The organism is Pseudomonas sp. FEMGT703P (assembly GCF_002786345.1).
GTDB lineage: Bacteria > Pseudomonadota > Gammaproteobacteria > Pseudomonadales > Pseudomonadaceae > Aquipseudomonas > Aquipseudomonas peli.
Map to the genome: position 1 here is coordinate 154265 of NZ_PGCM01000012.1, position 16092 is coordinate 170356.

Genomic DNA, 16092 nt, shown 5'->3' on the forward strand with positions numbered 1-16092 from the left:
CAGCAGCCACCGATGCCGCAACCAATCCGCCTCAAAGACCACGAGAAAGACGGCCGCCTGATCCGCAAACGCGCGGTGGTCGGTGCTGTGGTGGTTTTGTTGCTGACCTCGGTACTCGTGGCGCGCATGTATTACCTGCAGGTGGTGCAGTTCGAACACCACACCACCCTGGCGGAAAACAACCGCATCCACGTGCAGCCGATCCCGCCGAACCGCGGGCTGATCTACGACCGCAACGGGGTGATCATCGCCGATAACCGGCCCAGCTTTAGCCTGACCCTGACCCGCGAACGCGCCGGTGACTGGCCGCAGGTGCTCGACGTGATTGTCGAAGTGCTGGAACTGGGCGCGGATGAGCGCGCGCTGTTCGAGCGGCGTGTACGTCAGGGGCGGCGGCCGTTTGAGCCGGTGCCGGTGCTGTTCGAGTTGTCCGAGGAGCAGATTGCCCGTATCGCGATCAATCAGTTCCGTCTGCCAGGCGTAGAGGTCTCCGCACAGCTGGTGCGGCATTACCCGCTGGGCGAGCATTTTGCCCATTCGGTGGGGTATGTAGGGCGGATCAACGAGAAAGAGCTGAAAGAGCTCGATCCAGTGGCGTACAGCGGTACGCACCATATCGGCAAGACCGGTATCGAGCGCTTCTATGAAGACGAGCTGCACGGTGAAGTGGGTTACGAGGAAGTCGAAACCAACGCCCGTGGCCGCGTGCTGCGGGTGCTCAAACGCACCGATCCATTGCCCGGCAAGGACATCGTGCTGAGCCTCGATATCCGCTTGCAGGAGGCCGCTGAAAAGGCCCTGGCCGGTCGCCGTGGCGCGATTGTGGCGATTCAGCCACAGACCGGTGAAGTGCTGGCGATGGTCAGTCAGCCGAGTTTCGACCCTAACCCCTTCGTTACCGGGATTGGCTTCAAGGCCTACGCCGACCTGCGCGATTCTATCGACCGTCCTCTATACAACCGCGTATTGCGCGGTCTCTATCCGCCCGGCTCGACCATTAAGCCGATGGTCGCGGTGGCCGGTCTGGATGCTGGCGTAGTCACGCCGCAGACCCGGGTGTTCGACCCCGGCTTCTATCAGTTGCCCGGTCACAGCCACAAATATCGCAACTGGAACCGCACGGGCGACGGCTCGGTGGATATGGATTACGCGATCATGCGCTCCAACGACACCTACTTTTACTCGCTGGCGCACAAGATGGGCATCGACCGCATGCATGACTACATGACCCGTTTCGGGCTGGGTCAGCGCGTGTCGCTGGACATGTTCGAAGAAACCGCCGGGCTGATGCCGTCGCGGGATTGGAAGCGCGCGCGTTACCGGCAGGCCTGGTACCCGGGCGAGACGCTGATTCTCGGTATCGGTCAGGGCTATATGCAGACCACGCCGCTGCAACTGGCACAGGCCACGGCACTTATGGCCACGCGCGGCAAGTGGATTCGCCCGCACCTGGCCAAGACCATCCAGGGGCGCATTCCCACAGACCCCAACCCACTACCGGATATCGTGCTTCGTGATCCGAAGTTCTGGGACGCCGGTATCAAGGGCATGGTGTCGGTGATGCACGGCCCGCGTGGTACCGCGCGCAAGGTCGGCGATGCCGCGCTGTACCGGATTGCCGGCAAAAGCGGTACCGCTCAGGTGGTGGCGATCAAGCAGGGGGAGAAATACGACCGCAGCAAGGTTGCCGAGCGTCACCGTGACCATGCGCTGTTTGTGGCATTTGCTCCGGCAGATAACCCGCAGATTGCCGTGTCAGTGATGGTGGAAAACGGTGAGTCTGGCTCCGGCGTGGCCGCACCGGTGGTCAAGCAGGTCATCGATGCGTGGTTGCTGGATGAAAACGGTCAGTTGAAAGCCGAATACGCTCCGCCAGTGGCGGCTGAGGTCGCTGCGCCATGAACAGTAATTTTGACCGCAACCTGTCCTCCGAAGACCTGATGCGTCGCCGTGCGACCATCCTGCAGCGTCTGCATATCGACGGCATTCTGCTTTTACTGCTGCTGATTCTCGCCACCGGCAGTCTGTTTATTCTGTATTCGGCCAGTGGTAAGAACGTTGATCTGCTGATGAAGCAGGCCAGTTCCTTCGGCATCGGCCTGGTCGGCATGTTTATCATTGCCCAGTTCGAGCCGCGTTTTATGGCGCGCTGGGTGCCGTTGGCCTATGTCGGTGGCGTGGGGCTGCTGGTGGTGGTGGACGTCATGGGGCACAACGCCATGGGCGCCACACGCTGGATCAATATTCCCGGGGTGATTCGTTTCCAGCCCTCGGAGTTCATGAAGATCATCATGCCGGCAACCATTGCCTGGTACCTGTCCAACCGCAGCTTGCCGCCGCGGCTCAAGCATATCTGCATCAGCCTGGCGATGATCATCGTGCCATTTGGATTGATTTTGGTGCAGCCGGATCTGGGTACTTCGCTGCTGATCATTGCCTCTGGTGGCTTCGTGCTGTTTATCGCTGGCCTGCAGTGGCGCTGGGTGATTGGCGCGGTGGCCGCGGTGGTGCCGATTGCCATTGGCATGTGGTTCTTCGTCATGCACCAGTACCAGAAGCAGCGCGTGCTGACCTTCCTCAACCCGGAAAGCGATCCGCTGGGCAGTGGCTGGAACATCATCCAGTCCAAGGCGGCGATTGGTTCGGGCGGTGTGCTCGGTAAGGGCTGGCTGCAAGGCACCCAGTCGCACTTGGACTTCCTGCCGGAGAGCCACACCGACTTCATCATCGCCGTGTTGGCCGAAGAGTTCGGCCTGGTTGGCGTGTGTTTGTTACTGCTGGTGTACATGCTGTTGATCGCGCGCGGCCTGGTGATTACCGTGCAAGCGCAGACGCTGTTCGGTAAGCTTCTCGCCGGCGCGCTCACCATGACTTTCTTCGTTTATGTCTTCGTCAATATCGGTATGGTCAGCGGCCTGCTGCCGGTGGTGGGGGTTCCGCTGCCCTTCATCAGCTATGGTGGCACTTCGTTGATTACCTTGTTGGCAGGGTTTGGGATTTTGATGTCGATCCACACTCACCGTAAGTGGATGACACAGGCTTGATTGGGATTATGAATTCAATGCAAAACGCGCGTGGTTGGATGGTTCGTACTGCACCTTGGCTGGCGTTGGCCGGGGTGTGCGCAGTGGCTCAGCCCGCGCTGGCTGGGGATTATCAGCAGTCACCGCAGGTGGCTGAGTTTGTCGGCGAAATGACCCGTGACTATGGCTTTGCCGGCGAGCAGCTGGTTGAGTTGTTTGCCCAAGTCGAGCGCAAGCAGGCGATCCTCGATGCCATCTCGCGTCCGGCAGAAAAGGCCAAACCGTGGAAGGATTATCGTCCGATCTTTATCACCGACAAACGTATCAGTAAGGGTGTTGAGTTCTGGAAGCAGCACGAAGAAACCCTGGCTCGCGCTGAGGCTGAGTACGGTGTGCCGGCGCAAGTGATTGTGGCCATTATCGGGGTGGAAACCTTCTATGGCGGTAACACCGGTAGCTGGCGGGTGATGGATGCTCTGTCGACCCTGGCCTTCGATTACCCGCCGCGTGCGCCGTTCTTCCGCAAGGAGCTACGCGAGTTTCTTCTGCTGACCCGTGAAGAGCAGGTCGAGCCACTGAGCATGACCGGCTCTTACGCCGGCGCCATGGGGCTGCCGCAGTTTATGCCGAGCAGCTTCCGCGCCTACGCTGTGGATTTCGATGGCGATGGCCATATCAATATCTGGAACAACCCGGCGGATGCCATCGGCAGCGTCGCCAGCTACTTCAAACGTCACCATTGGCAGCCGGGACAGCCGGTGGTGAGTGCCGCGACTGTTAAAGGCGTGCAGGCCGAAGAGGGGCTGACGGTTGGGCTCGATCCGGTGAAAACTGTTGGTGAGCTGCGTGCGTTGGGTTGGACCAGCGCCGATCCGCTGGCTGACGATTTGCCGGTAACGGCCTTCCGTCTGGAAGGTGCTGATGGCGCTGAGCACTGGCTAGGCCTACCTAACTTCTTTGTGATCACCCGCTACAATCGCAGTGTGATGTATGCCATGGCGGTCAATCAGCTGGCCGAGTTGCTGGTTGATGCACGGGGTAAGAATTGATGTCGCGTTTGCCTTTTAAATGGGCTGCATACGGCAGCCTGGCGCTGCTGCTGGCCAGTTGCTCGTCCACCCGTGCGCCGCAGCCGGTTGCACCGGTGCAGCAGCCGGGTGGTGCGATTTCCGGGCCGGGTGATTTCAACCGTCCGCATAAGGATGGCGCACCCTGGTGGGATGTCGACGTATCGCGGATTCCTGATGCGATACCGATGCCGCACTACGGCCCTGTCAAGGCCAGTCCTTACACTGTATTCGGCAAGCAGTACTACCCGATTCCTGATGCCCGTCGCTATCAGGCGGTCGGCCCGGCGTCCTGGTATGGCACCAAGTTCCACGGTCAGGCCACCGCTAACGGTGAAACCTACGACCTGTACGGCATGACCGCTGCACACAAAACCCTGCCGTTGCCGAGCTATGTGCGCGTCACCAACTTGGAAAACGGCAAGAGCGCGATTCTGCGGGTTAACGACCGCGGGCCGTTCTATTCCGATCGGATTATCGATTTGTCCTTCGCCGCAGCGAAGAAACTCGGCTATGCCGAAAGCGGTACCGCACGGGTCAAGGTTGAAGGTATTGACCCGCACGAGTGGTGGGCTCAGCAAGGCCGTCCGGTACCTATGGTCTTGGCCGCCCCGCAGCAAGTAGCCCAGGCCCAGCCGGTTGCACAGCCTATCGCGCAGCCGGTTGAGCAGTATTCACCGCCCCCGCAGCAGCATGCCGCCGCGGTGCTCCCCGTGCAGATTGACGCAAAAAAAAACGCTTCAGTCGGAGCCTCTGGCCTGTATCTCCAAGTGGCCGCCTTCGCCAATCCGGACGCTGCGGAGCTCCTCAAAGCCAAGCTGAGCGAGACGGTAGCTGCGCCCGTGTTCGTCAGCTCAGTGGTGCGCAACCAGCAGATATTGCACCGCGTGCGCCTGGGGCCGGTGAGCAGCCAAAGCGAGGCTGAGCAGCTGCAAAGCAGCGTACGCCTGGCCAATCTTGGCGAGCCAACCCTGGTCAAGCCTGACTAATACGGCACTTCTGCAGGATCTGCGGGACTAAACACTCAACTCCGGCCATTCACGGGTGGTTGGAGAATTAGCAAATTAGGCCCACTGGGCCTGTTCAACCATCAGCAATCTAGAGAGACGGATGAATATCACCAGCTTTGCGCAACGCGTTTTCCTATCACTTTTCCTGCTCAGCGCTCCGGCCGTTTGGGCCAATCAGCAAGTGATTCCTTCTGCGCCGCAGTTGGCTGCCAAATCCTATGTACTGCTGGACGCCGCCAGCGGCAAGGTGCTGGTTGAAAACAACGGTGATCAGCGCCTACCGCCGGCCAGCCTGACCAAATTGATGACCGCCTACATTGCCACGCTGGAAATTCGCAAAGGCAAGATCGGTGAGCAGGACCTGGTGCCAATCAGCGAGCACGCCTGGCGTACCGGTGGTGCCGCATCCGGTGGCTCGACCATGTTCCTGCCGCTGAACAGCCAGGCAACTGTGGATGACCTGCTGCACGGTGTGATCATCCAGTCCGGCAACGACGCCAGTATCGCCCTGGCCGAGTACATCGCCGGCAGCGAAGATGCCTTCGCCGACATGATGAACGAGACCGCTGCGCGCCTGGGGATGACCAACAGCCACTTTATGAACGCCACCGGTCTGCCGCATCCGGAGCATTACTCCAGCGCCCATGACATGGCCATTCTGGCTCGCGCCATCATTAACGAAGACCAGGAACACTATGCGATCTATGCGCAGAAGGAGTTCCTCTGGAACAACATCAAGCAGGGCAACCGTAACCTGCTGCTGTGGCGTGACAAGACCGTTGATGGGCTGAAAACCGGCCATACCGAAGAAGCCGGCTACTGCTTGGTGGCGTCGGCTGTACGTGATGGCGCGCGCATGATTACTTCGGTATTCGGCACTGTCAGCGAGTCGGCCCGTGCCGCAGAAACTCAGAAACTGCTGACCTATGGTTTCCGCTTCTTCGAAACCCGCACCTTCTACAAGCAAGGCCAGGAACTGGCTCAGGCCCAAGTGTGGAAAGGCGCTGTGCGTCAGGTCAAAGCCGGCCTCGGTGCTGATCTGAGCCTGACGCTGCCGAAAGGTCAGCTGGAAAAATTGCAGGCCGGCATGATCCTCAACCCGCAGCTCACCGCCCCGATTGCCCAGGGTGATGTGATCGGCAAGGTTGAAGTGAAACTGGGTGAAGAAGTGGTGCACAGCGCCGATCTGATTGCTCTTGAGGCCGTTGAGGAAGGCAGTTTCTTCCGTCGCCTGTGGGATAGCATCAGCCTGTTCTTCTTTGGATTGTTCAACTGATAGCGTGACCAGCGCGCCCTTGCTGACCCGCAAGGGCGTTGTTGTTGCCACGGCTTACGAGGCCGTTACTGCCATGAATCAACCAGACGTCAAATCGCACAAAATCGAATTCCCCTGCGCGGACTACCCGATCAAGGTGGTCGGTGACAGTGGCGAAAACTACAAGAGTACGGTGATAGAGATCCTTAGCCAGCACGCCAAGGTCGATCTCAGCACCCTGGCCGAACGCCAGAGCAGCAACGGCAAGTACACCACCGTACAGCTGCATATCGAAGCCACCAGCGAAGATCAGCTACGCGATATCAATAGCGCCCTGCGCGCGACTGGCATCGTGCACATGGTGCTCTGATGAGCCTGCCGCTCGGCTTTCGTGAGCTGGGCCAGGTCGACTATCAGCCTACCTGGCATGCGATGCAGCGCTTTACCGACACCCGTGGCGCGGATACGCCGGACGAAATCTGGCTGCTCGAACACTCCCCGGTATTTACCCAGGGGCAGGCCGGCAAGGCCGAGCATGTGTTGTTTCCGGGGGATATTCCGGTGGTGCAGGTCGATCGCGGTGGTCAGGTGACTTACCACGGTCCGGGCCAGCTGGTGGCTTACCTGCTGCTGGATGTGCGCCGCAGCGGCATTGGTGTGCGTGAACTGGTCAGCCGTATCGAGCGCAGTCTGATTGATCTGTTGGCCAGCTATGGCGTCAACGCCAATGCCAAGCCGGATGCGCCGGGTGTATATGTTGATGGTGCAAAGATCGCTTCGCTCGGACTGCGTATCCGCAACGGTCGTTCCTTTCATGGTCTGGCGCTGAATGTGGATATGGACCTGCAGCCGTTCCAGCGCATCAATCCTTGCGGCTATGCCGGTATGGCCATGACCCAGTTGGCTGATCAGGTGGCGGGGCCTATCACTATGTCCGAGGTCAGTGCGCGGCTGCGTGAGCAACTGGTCAAACATCTCGACTACGCGCAGCAGCAGAGCCTGGCGGGCGCAATAGACTGCTAGAACGGTGTAGGGCAGATACACAAACACCTGACCCCAGGCAAAGCCCAAGGTCAGGCGTTGGGTGGCTCAATCAGTTCAGATTGAGGGCAGGAATCAGGCTGTTATCGAGCTGTTGGCCCGGCACTGGCACCGGAGCGGCGAGACCCAGGTTGTTCTTCTCGAACACCTTGTCGGCGCGGTAGCTGGAACGTACCAGCGGGCCTGCGGCGACTTCCATAAAGCCTTTCTGCAGACCGATTTCGCGGAAATGGTTGAACTCTTCCGGGCTGACCCAGCGCTGCACCTTCAGGTGATTGCGCGTCGGTTGCAGGTACTGGCCGAGGGTGAGGATGTCGACGTTGATGGCACGCAGGTCATCCATGGTTTGGATAATCTCTTCATCCGTCTCGCCAAGGCCCAACATCAGGCTGGTCTTGGTCAGCACGTCCGGGCGGTGACGCTTGGCGTGTGCCAGTACATTCAGGGTCTTTTCATAGCCAGCGCGTGGATCGCGTACCACGTGAGTGAGGCGTTTGACCGTCTCAACGTTCTGCGCAAACACCTCAAGGCCGGAATCCACCACACGTTCAATGGCCAGCAGGTCTCCGTCGAAGTCCGGGGTCAGGGCTTCCACCACCACCTGCGGGGTGTTTTCCTTGATCGCCCTTACGCAGGCCGCGTAGTGGCTGGCGCCGCCGTCATCCAGGTCGTCGCGATCCACCGAGGTCAGCACGATATAACGCAGGGCCATCAGCTCCACCGACTTGGCGGTGTTCTGCGGCTCTTCCAAGTCCAGCCAGCCGTTGGGGTTACCGGTGTCCACTGCGCAGAAGCGGCAGGCGCGGGTACACACCGAGCCCATCAGCATGATGGTGGCAGTGCCGTTGGACCAGCATTCGCCCATGTTCGGGCAGTGGGATTCCTGGCACACGGTGCTCAGGCGGTGTTCGCTGACATTGCGCTTGACCGCCTCGAAGCGGCTGCCGCCAGGCGCCTTGACGCGCAGCCACTTGGGTTTGGGCTCGAACACCTGAGGCTCGCTGGAGGTGCGGCGCTTTTGCCCGTCCTTGATCGCGGTGATGCCTTGGGTGGTACGGAATTTTTCGCCACTGGCGACGGTTTTAGGCGGGGAGGTATCGGACATCGGCAATCTGGGCTCCGCTAGAGGCTCCGTGAACGAGGCGGCTTGTGGCCGCCGCGCAGCTTATCACAGAAGCTGACCGTGCAGTCCGGCGGGCGCCGTGTGGTGCTAGCGCTCTGCCAGGTGGTGCTGAGTGCCGCTCAGTCGTCTACCGGAGTTGCTGCAATAACTCGTGGCTGGGGTAGCCATCGGCAGGTTGTCCCTGGGATTGCTGAAAAGCACGCACGGCCTTGCGTGTGTTCGCCCCGATGATGCCGTCCGCAGGGCCAGGCTCGTAGCCTTTACTGGTCAGCAACTCTTGCAGCTCGATCCGCTCGCTGCGCCCCAGTTGGCGATCGTTACGCGGCCATGCGGCTTGTACGCCCGGATTGCCATCCAATGCATCACTCAGCAGCCCAATGGCCAGGGCGTAGGCGGTGGAGTTGTTGTACTTGAGGATGCTGCGGAAGTTATTCAACAGCAGAAAAGCCGGGCCACGATGACCGGCAGGCAAAAACAGCGTGGCCTGGCTCTGCTCGTTGGCATCAATGGCTCGGGCCGGGTTGATCCCCAGGATACGCCACTGCGCCACGGTGCGGCGTATTTCGGGGTCTGCCAAGGCGTAATCGAAGCCCTGTGGCAGGTTTACCTCAAAGCCCCAGGGTTGACCATTTTCCCAGCCGGACGCCTGCAAATAATGTGCGGCCGAGGCCAGTGCGTCGGGGGCTGACGTCCACAGGTCGCGCCGCCCATCGCCATCGAAGTCCACGGCATGCTGATTGAAGGTGGTCGGCATAAATTGGGTCTGTCCCATGGCGCCCGCCCAAGAACCGATCAGGCCCTGCGTAGGCGCATCACCCGCTTGCAGAATTTGCAGCGCGGCCAACAACTGGCTGCGCCAGAACACTTGGCGGCGGCCATCGTAGGCCAGGGTGGCGAGGGAGCGGATGACGTTATGGCTGCCGATATTGCTGCCGTAATTGCTTTCCATGCCCCAGATCGCAATCAGCACTTCATGGTCGACGGCGTAGGTGCTGCGAATGGCTTTCAGGGTCGGCCGGTGCTGCGCCTTGAGTAGGCGGCCCTGGGCGATGCGCGAGACGGAAACGGCACCGTCGATGTACTCCCACACCGGGCGTGTGAACTCCGGTTGGCTGTTGTCGGAGCTTACCACTCTGGGGTCCAGGGTGATGTCGGCGAATGTGCGATCGAACAAGGCAGCGTCGATGCCGGCAGCAATGGCATCGCTGCGCAGCAGAATGCGCCATTCATCGAAGCTGAGTAACGGGGTTGGACTGCTGGCCTCGCTGGCGGCTGGGCTGGCAGGGGCGGTGCTGGCTGTGATGGGCGCAGCTACAAGTGGCTGCGCCGGCGCTTCGGCGCAGGCAGTCAGAAGCAGCAGGAGGCAGGCGATGGCGCTATGGGACAGGCCCCGAAGAAGCAGGTAAGGCATGGTGATCTCGGCACATTTTGCAGGCCGTAACCTTAGCATGATTGAGGCGGTATGCGGGCTGTGGCGGGCTTTTCAGGCGGCCAGAACGTATGAAGCCTCCCAGTTTTGCTGGGAGGCTTCACGGCGGTAGCTGCCTTTGCCTTTGCTGGGTGTTTCCTGGCGGGAGCGAAACAGTGGCTGGGCGATTAGGGATTTGGCCTTATTTGGGCCGCGTTTGGCTTTCTTCGCCATGACGTTTCCTCGGCAAATGACCTGCACGTCGCAGGCGGGCGAAGCATGATCCGCACCCCGCTAAAAGTCCAGGGTTTGGCCGCTAGCAAGATAGGCCCAGGCGTTGACCGCAGATGTTTAGCGTCAACAGGCTCAGGCCGCTCCAGGGATCGCCGGCCGCCTGGCCTTTGATCTGCGCATCGATCTGCTGGGCATCCTGCAGCAGCGCAGCCCAACGTGCGGCCGACAGACGTTGCAGGGCTTTGCTGACCAGCGGGCGGCGCTTGTCCCAGACTGGCGGGCGCGCGGAACTGAAGGCCTTTTCCAGCGGCATGCCCTGGCTGTACTGCTGGGCGATGGTGGCCAGTAGACGGATTTCCCGGGCCAGAGCCCAGAGAATTACCGGCGGCTCGACGCCTTCACCGCGAAGGCCTTCGAGCATGCGCAGGGCGTGGGCGGCTTCACCATTGAGGGCTGCATCGATCAGGCCGAAAACATCGAAGCGTGCACTGTCGGCAACCGAGGCATGCACGGTGTCGACGTCGATCTGCGTACCTTCGGCGAGCAGCTTGAGTTTTTCGATTTCCTGGGCGGCGGCGAGCAGGTTGCCTTCGACCCGCACGGCAATCATGTCCACCGCTTCGGCGCTGGCGCTGAGGCCCGATTGCGCGAGACGTTGGCGAATCCACTGCGGCAGCTGGTTGGCATCGACCGGCCAGATCTGCACGAACTGCGTCTGCGCGCCGTCAATCAGTGCCTTGCCCCATTTGGTCTTCTGCGCGCTGCCGTCGAGTTTCGGCAGACTGATCAGCAGTACGGTGTCTTCGGCGGGGCGGGCGAGGTATTCGAGCAGCGCGGCTGCGCCTTTGTCACCGGGCTTGCCGTTGGGCAGGCGCAACTCCAGCAGGCGTTTGTCGGCAAACAGCGACAGGCTGGCACCGGCTTGCAGCAGGTTGCCCCAGTCGAAGTTGTTGTCGGCGTTGAACACCTGGCGCTCGCTGAAACCCTGCTGGCGGGTTGCGGCGCGAATGGCGTCGGTGGCTTCCTGGCAGAGCAGCGGCTCGTCGCCACTGACCACATACACTGGGCTCAGGTTGCCCTGCAGGTGTTTGCTGAGTTGTGCGGAGTTAAGCTTCATGCGAGCGCAGAGCAGGGCCGCTTGCGCGGCCCGGCGAGCTTACTGGGCGGGAATCGGCAGCTGGATTGGCGACTGCTGCGGTTGCGCGGCCTGTTGCTGGCGAGCGGCTTCCAGGGCATCGGCTTCGGCTTGAGCCTTGGCTTCTGCGGTTTGCTGCAGTTGGTCCAGTTGCGCTGGGCTGATCTGCTGCAGGCGCTGGACCAGTTGCTGGACCAGCTCACGGTTCATTTCTTGTTGCAGCTGAGCGGCCTCTTGGTCGCCACCAATCAGGTTGTTGCCGTCCTGGGTGTAGAAGCTCTGGGCTTCCAGCTTGTCGCTCATCAGCAGCAGGTCTTTGCTGCCACGGATCTCATATTCCAGCGTTTTGCTCAGCTCGTACTCGGCGGTGCGGGCCGAGCTGGTAAAGCTGGCGGCACGGCGATTTTCCTGCTCGTTACTCAATACCAGGCGGTACTGTGCGCCTGGATAGACCTTGACGCCGTTGTTCTGCAGCACTTCGCGCACTTGGTTGACGGTTTCGCCATAGGCGTTGCGCGCGCTGACATCCAGTTCCTTGAGGGCGAATTGCACGTCACCGGTGCCACGCAGCTGGAAGCCGCAAGCGCTGAGCAGGGTGGCCAGGCCAATTACCAACAGATTCCGTTTGATCATCTTTTATCCCCTTGGCGTGTCTTGCGGCGCGCCGTTGTGCGGTCGCGCCGAGCTTAATCAGTTGGCGACTAGTCAGTTAGCAACAATGTTGACCAGTTTGCCTGGCACCACGATGACCTTGCGAATGCTCAGGCCTTCGGTAAAACGCAGTACGTTCTCGTTGCTGCGGGCGCTGGCTTCAACCTCTTCGCGGCTGGCGCTGGCTGGCACTTCAATCTGTCCGCGCAGCTTGCCGTTGACCTGGATCACCAGAGTCAGGCTGTCCTGCACCAGGGCAGACTCATCCACCTGTGGCCAGGCGGCATCGATGATGGCTTCGTCGTGACCCAGCTCCTGCCACAGCTGATGACTGATATGTGGCGTGATTGGCGCCAGCAGCAGCGCCACCGCTTCCAGACCTTCCTGCAACAGGGCGCGATCCTGAGCTGTGGTTTGTGCGGATTTCTCCAGCACGTTCATCAGCGTCATCACCTGGGCGATGGCGGTGTTGAATTTGTGGTGCTGGCCAATATCGAAGCTCGACTGCTTGATTGCCAGATGAATCGCGCGGCGCACGGCCTTCTGCTCGTCATCCAGGCTGGCCAAGTCGAGTGCGCCGGCGATGCCCTGGTTGACATGGTTTTGCGCCAGACGCCAGACGCGGCGCAGGAAGCGGTTGGCGCCTTCAACGCCGGCGTCAGACCATTCGCAGCTCATGTCCGGCGGCGAAGCGAACATCATGAATAGGCGGCAGGTGTCGGCACCGAACTGATCGATCATCGACTGTGGGTCGACGCCGTTGTTCTTCGACTTGGACATCTTCTCGGTTCCGCCGATTTCCACCGGCAGGCCGTCGCTTTTCAGTTTGGCGCTGATGACCTTGGCTTTGGCGTCACGCTCCAGCTCGACATCGGCCGGGTTGAACCAGTCTTTACCGCCGTTTTCCAGGGTGCGGTAATAGGTCTCGGCGACCACCATGCCCTGGGTCAGCAGGTTCTTGAACGGCTCATTCGAACTGACCAGCCCTTCGTCACGCATCAGCTTGTGGAAGAAGCGCGCATACAGCAGGTGCAGGATCGCGTGTTCGATACCGCCAATGTACTGATCCACCGGCAGCCAGTGGTTGGCCGCTTCAGGGTCGACCATGCCGCCGGTGTAATGCGGTGAGGCGTAGCGTGCGTAATACCAGGACGACTCTACGAAGGTGTCCATGGTGTCGGTTTCACGCTTGGCCGGCTTGCCGCATTTCGGGCAGCTGCATTCGTAGAACTCGGGCATGCGCGCCAGTGGGCTGCCGGCACCATCGGGCACCACGTCTTCTGGCAGCACAACCGGCAGCTGGTCTTCCGGTACCGGTACGTCGCCACAGCTGTCGCAATGAATGATTGGGATCGGGCAGCCCCAGTAACGCTGACGGCTGATGCCCCAGTCGCGCAGGCGGAACTGGGTTTTGCGTGCGCCGTGGGCGTTGGCTTCCAGGTCCGCGACGATGGCGTCGAAGGCGGCGCTGAAGTCGAGGTTGTCGTACTTGCCAGAGTTGATGCTGCTCAGGCCGGCTTTGTCGCCGTACCAGTCCTGCCATTGAGTGGCGTCGTATTCTTTGCCTTCGCCGGTGTAGACCTGCTTGATCGGCAGGTCGTACTTGTTGGCGAATTCGAAATCGCGCTCATCGTGCGCGGGCACGGCCATCACGGCGCCTTCGCCGTAACCCCACAGCACGTAGTTGGCGACGAATACCGGCAGTTTGTTGCCACTCAGCGGATGAATAACGAATTGGCCGGTGGCAACGCCCTTCTTCTCCATGGTGGCCATGTCGGCCTCGGCCACGGAGCCGGCTTTGCATTCGGCGATAAACGCTGCGATAGCCGGATTGCTCTCGGCGGCGCGCTGGGCCAGCGGGTGCTCGGCGGCCACGGCGACGTAGGTCGCGCCCATCAAGGTGTCGGGGCGGGTGGTATAGACCTTGAGCTGGCCGTCGATACCGACGCTGGCTTGGTCATAGTCGAATACCACATCAGCGCCGAAGCTCTTGCCGATCCAGTTACGCTGCATGGTCTTGACCTGTTCCGGCCAGCCATCCAGTTCGTCCAGGCTACTCAGCAGCTCTTCCGCGTAAGCGGTGATCTTGAAGTAGTACATCGGGATTTCGCGCTTTTCGATCACCGCGCCCGAGCGCCAGCCGCGGCCGTCGATAACCTGCTCGTTGGCCAGTACGGTCTGGTCCACCGGGTCCCAGTTGACGCTGCCGTTCTTGCGGTAGATCACGCCTTTTTCGAACAGGCGGGTGAACAGCCACTGTTCCCAGCGGTAGTAATCCGGCTTGCAGGTGGTGACTTCGCGTGTCCAGTCCACAGCCAAACCCAGCGACTTGAGCTGGCTCTTCATGTACTCGATGTTTTCGTAGGTCCACTTGGCCGGCGCGACCTTGTTTTTCATCGCAGCGTTTTCCGCCGGCATGCCGAACGCATCCCAGCCCATAGGCTGCAGCACGTTTTTACCCTGCATACGCTGGTAGCGGCTGATTACGTCACCGATGGTGTAGTTACGCACATGGCCCATGTGCAGCTTGCCGCTCGGGTAGGGGAACATCGACAGGCAGTAGAAGGTCTCCTTGCCCGGCTGTTCGCTCACTACAAAGGATTTCTGCGCGTCCCAATGGGACTGCGCGGCGGCTTCGATTTCACGGGGCGAGTACTGTTCTTGCATGGCTACCGGCGCTGGGAATAAGGGCTTGCGGGAAACGCGGTAGCATACATGAGCCCCGCTTATTCAGGGAAACCCTGATTGCGCTGCGCTCCAGCTATGGCGGCCTGGCCATGCTCGTCTGTTGCGCCTGACCGGCCGCGCCGTTTGTCGCGAGGTACTGCCGGTTAAAGCGCGAACGCTAAGCTTGCTATAGGGAGCAGCAGCCTGCTCTGGGCGAGGTGAAAGATGGCGGAGTTTCGGCGTGGTGCAGCGGGTGGCGGGCTCTATGAGCGGCTGCTGCAACGCCTTGCCATGGCGTTGGATGAGGCCGATAGCCTGAGTGCGCTGTCTGCACAACCGCCGCTAGAGCTTGAACTGCGCGGGCTTACGGCGGCGGAAATGGAGCTGATTCGCGCTTATCTGAATCGCGACCTGGACTGGCTGCGCGGCTGGCATGCCGCAGCGCAGGAAATGGCGCAGATTGAGCAACTACCAAGCTCACGCAAGATTGGCCGGTCCGGCCACAAACCCACCGCCGCGTTGCCCGGCAAGATCAAGCCGCTGCTTAAACGCCGTCTACAGTTGTGCTGCGCCCTGTGTGGGACTCTGGCGGGCTGGCAGTCCGGCAATGGCGTACAGGCCTGCAAGGCCTGTGGCTCGCAGTTGTTTCGGGCGAGCAATCATCGGTAGGCTGCGCGCACCCATGGAGGTGCCCAATGCCGATTCGCTACATCCTCAAACAGTTCTTCCTTCCGCCAGGCCTGTTCCTGCTTTTGCTGCTGGCCGCCTGGTGGCTGCGTCGGCGTTTTCCGCGCTTGGCGGCGGGCTGCTTGGTTGTCGGGCTGGGCGGTATGTGGCTGTTTAGCCTGCCGGTGGTGGTCGAGTATTCGGCGCGGGTACTGGAAACCGAGCCGGCATTAAATGAGCGGCAATGGGCTGATTTAGCTCGGCAGGCTGATGTGATTGTGGTTCTGGGTGGCGGGCGTGAGCTGGCTGATCCCGGCTGGGGTTCGGATCAGCCCAGTCTGTTGGCATTGGAACGGGTGCGTTTCGCGGCTCGCCTGGCCAAGGCCTCTGGTTTGCCGCTGCTAACCAGTGGCGGGTTGCACTTTGGCGTACCGCCCAGTGAAGCGGCGTTGATGGCTGAGGTGCTGGCGCGTGATTACGACGTTCCGGTGCGTTGGCAGGAAGGTTTGAGCCGCACCACCTGGGAGAATGCGAGCCACAGCGCTGAACTGCTGAAGCAGGCGGGGATTACCCGCGTGGTGCTGGTGACCCAGGCCTGGCATATGCCCAGGTCACGCTGGAGTTTTGAGCAGGCGGGTTTGCAGGTGATCAGTGCGCCGATGGGCTTTCTCGGTACGCCCAATGGCCGGCCTGCCGGCGGCTGGCTGCCAGAAAGCAAGGCGGTCTGGCAGAACGGTTTGCTGCTAAATGAAGCAGTCGGACTGCTGGGTTACAGGTTGTTCTACCGGGGATCGGTGCAGGAATAAGCCCCG

At 60.9% G+C, this 16092-nt stretch carries 15 protein-coding genes; 9 read left to right on the plus strand and 6 right to left on the minus strand.

The window, feature by feature from the left end:
• Window positions 1-12 precede the first annotated feature (12 nt).
• The 7 genes from mrdA to lipB all read left to right on the plus strand — a co-directional run bounded on the left by mrdA (window position 13) and on the right by lipB (window position 7378).
• On the plus strand, window positions 13-1902 hold the full coding sequence (gene mrdA / locus CUR33_RS18370; RefSeq protein ID WP_289240512.1) for a penicillin-binding protein 2: 1890 nt from the start codon (window positions 13-15) through the stop codon (window positions 1900-1902).
• A gap of 38 nt (window positions 1903-1940) precedes the next feature.
• Entirely contained in the window at window positions 1941-3044 is a 1104-nt protein-coding gene (rodA, locus tag CUR33_RS18375) for a rod shape-determining protein RodA (RefSeq protein ID WP_169852852.1), read from the plus strand.
• 17 nt (window positions 3045-3061) lie between these two features.
• The gene (mltB, locus tag CUR33_RS18380; RefSeq protein ID WP_289240645.1) at window positions 3062-4072 is read left to right on the plus strand and encodes a lytic murein transglycosylase B; all 1011 of its coding nucleotides are present in this window, start codon (window positions 3062-3064) and stop codon (window positions 4070-4072) included.
• Window positions 4072-5079, plus strand: a complete 1008-nt coding sequence (locus tag CUR33_RS18385; protein WP_170049194.1) for a septal ring lytic transglycosylase RlpA family protein — start codon at window positions 4072-4074, stop codon at window positions 5077-5079. The genes mltB and CUR33_RS18385 overlap by 1 nt, the downstream gene beginning before the upstream one ends.
• 121 nt (window positions 5080-5200) lie before the next feature.
• A complete protein-coding gene (locus CUR33_RS18390; RefSeq protein WP_289240513.1) occupies window positions 5201-6376 on the plus strand; it encodes a D-alanyl-D-alanine carboxypeptidase family protein in 1176 nt (391 codons plus the stop codon).
• A 73-nt stretch (window positions 6377-6449) separates the two neighbouring features.
• A complete protein-coding gene (locus CUR33_RS18395; protein ID WP_160089186.1) occupies window positions 6450-6725 on the plus strand; it encodes a DUF493 domain-containing protein in 276 nt (91 codons plus the stop codon).
• Window positions 6725-7378 carry a lipoyl(octanoyl) transferase LipB gene (lipB, locus tag CUR33_RS18400; protein ID WP_289240514.1) on the plus strand — a complete coding sequence of 218 codons (654 nt, stop codon included), beginning with the start codon at window positions 6725-6727 and terminating at the stop codon, window positions 7376-7378. The genes CUR33_RS18395 and lipB overlap by 1 nt, the downstream gene beginning before the upstream one ends.
• A 70-nt stretch (window positions 7379-7448) precedes the next feature.
• Here the strand turns inward: lipB and lipA are convergent, their stop codons facing one another.
• From lipA to leuS, 6 genes are all read right to left on the minus strand, one after another.
• Window positions 7449-8501 carry a lipoyl synthase gene (gene lipA, locus CUR33_RS18405; RefSeq protein ID WP_289240515.1) on the minus strand — a complete coding sequence of 351 codons (1053 nt, stop codon included), beginning with the start codon at window positions 8499-8501 and terminating at the stop codon, window positions 7449-7451.
• Window positions 8502-8646: 145 nt separating this feature from the next.
• Window positions 8647-9930, minus strand: a complete 1284-nt coding sequence (locus CUR33_RS18410) for a lytic murein transglycosylase (RefSeq protein ID WP_289240516.1) — start codon at window positions 9928-9930, stop codon at window positions 8647-8649.
• Window positions 9931-10002: 72 nt separating this feature from the next.
• On the minus strand, window positions 10003-10161 hold the full coding sequence (gene arfA, locus CUR33_RS18415; RefSeq protein ID WP_090255580.1) for an alternative ribosome rescue factor ArfA: 159 nt from the start codon (window positions 10159-10161) through the stop codon (window positions 10003-10005).
• Between the two features lie 82 nt (window positions 10162-10243).
• On the minus strand, window positions 10244-11278 hold the full coding sequence (holA, locus tag CUR33_RS18420; protein WP_289240517.1) for a DNA polymerase III subunit delta: 1035 nt from the start codon (window positions 11276-11278) through the stop codon (window positions 10244-10246).
• Window positions 11279-11317: 39 nt separating this feature from the next.
• Complete coding sequence (locus CUR33_RS18425) at window positions 11318-11929, minus strand: LPS-assembly lipoprotein LptE (RefSeq protein WP_289240518.1); 612 nt, start codon at window positions 11927-11929, stop codon at window positions 11318-11320.
• 72 nt (window positions 11930-12001) lie between these two features.
• The gene (leuS, locus tag CUR33_RS18430; protein WP_289240519.1) at window positions 12002-14614 is read right to left on the minus strand and encodes a leucine--tRNA ligase; all 2613 of its coding nucleotides are present in this window, start codon (window positions 14612-14614) and stop codon (window positions 12002-12004) included.
• A 225-nt stretch (window positions 14615-14839) separates the two neighbouring features.
• On the opposite strand from leuS, the gene CUR33_RS18435 reads away from it, so the two are divergent.
• A complete protein-coding gene (locus tag CUR33_RS18435) occupies window positions 14840-15283 on the plus strand; it encodes a hypothetical protein (RefSeq protein ID WP_160089172.1) in 444 nt (147 codons plus the stop codon).
• A gap of 26 nt (window positions 15284-15309) precedes the next feature.
• Window positions 15310-16086, plus strand: coding sequence for a YdcF family protein (locus CUR33_RS18440; RefSeq protein ID WP_289240520.1), 777 nt, complete (start codon window positions 15310-15312; stop codon window positions 16084-16086).
• The last annotated feature ends 6 nt before the right edge of the window (window positions 16087-16092 follow it).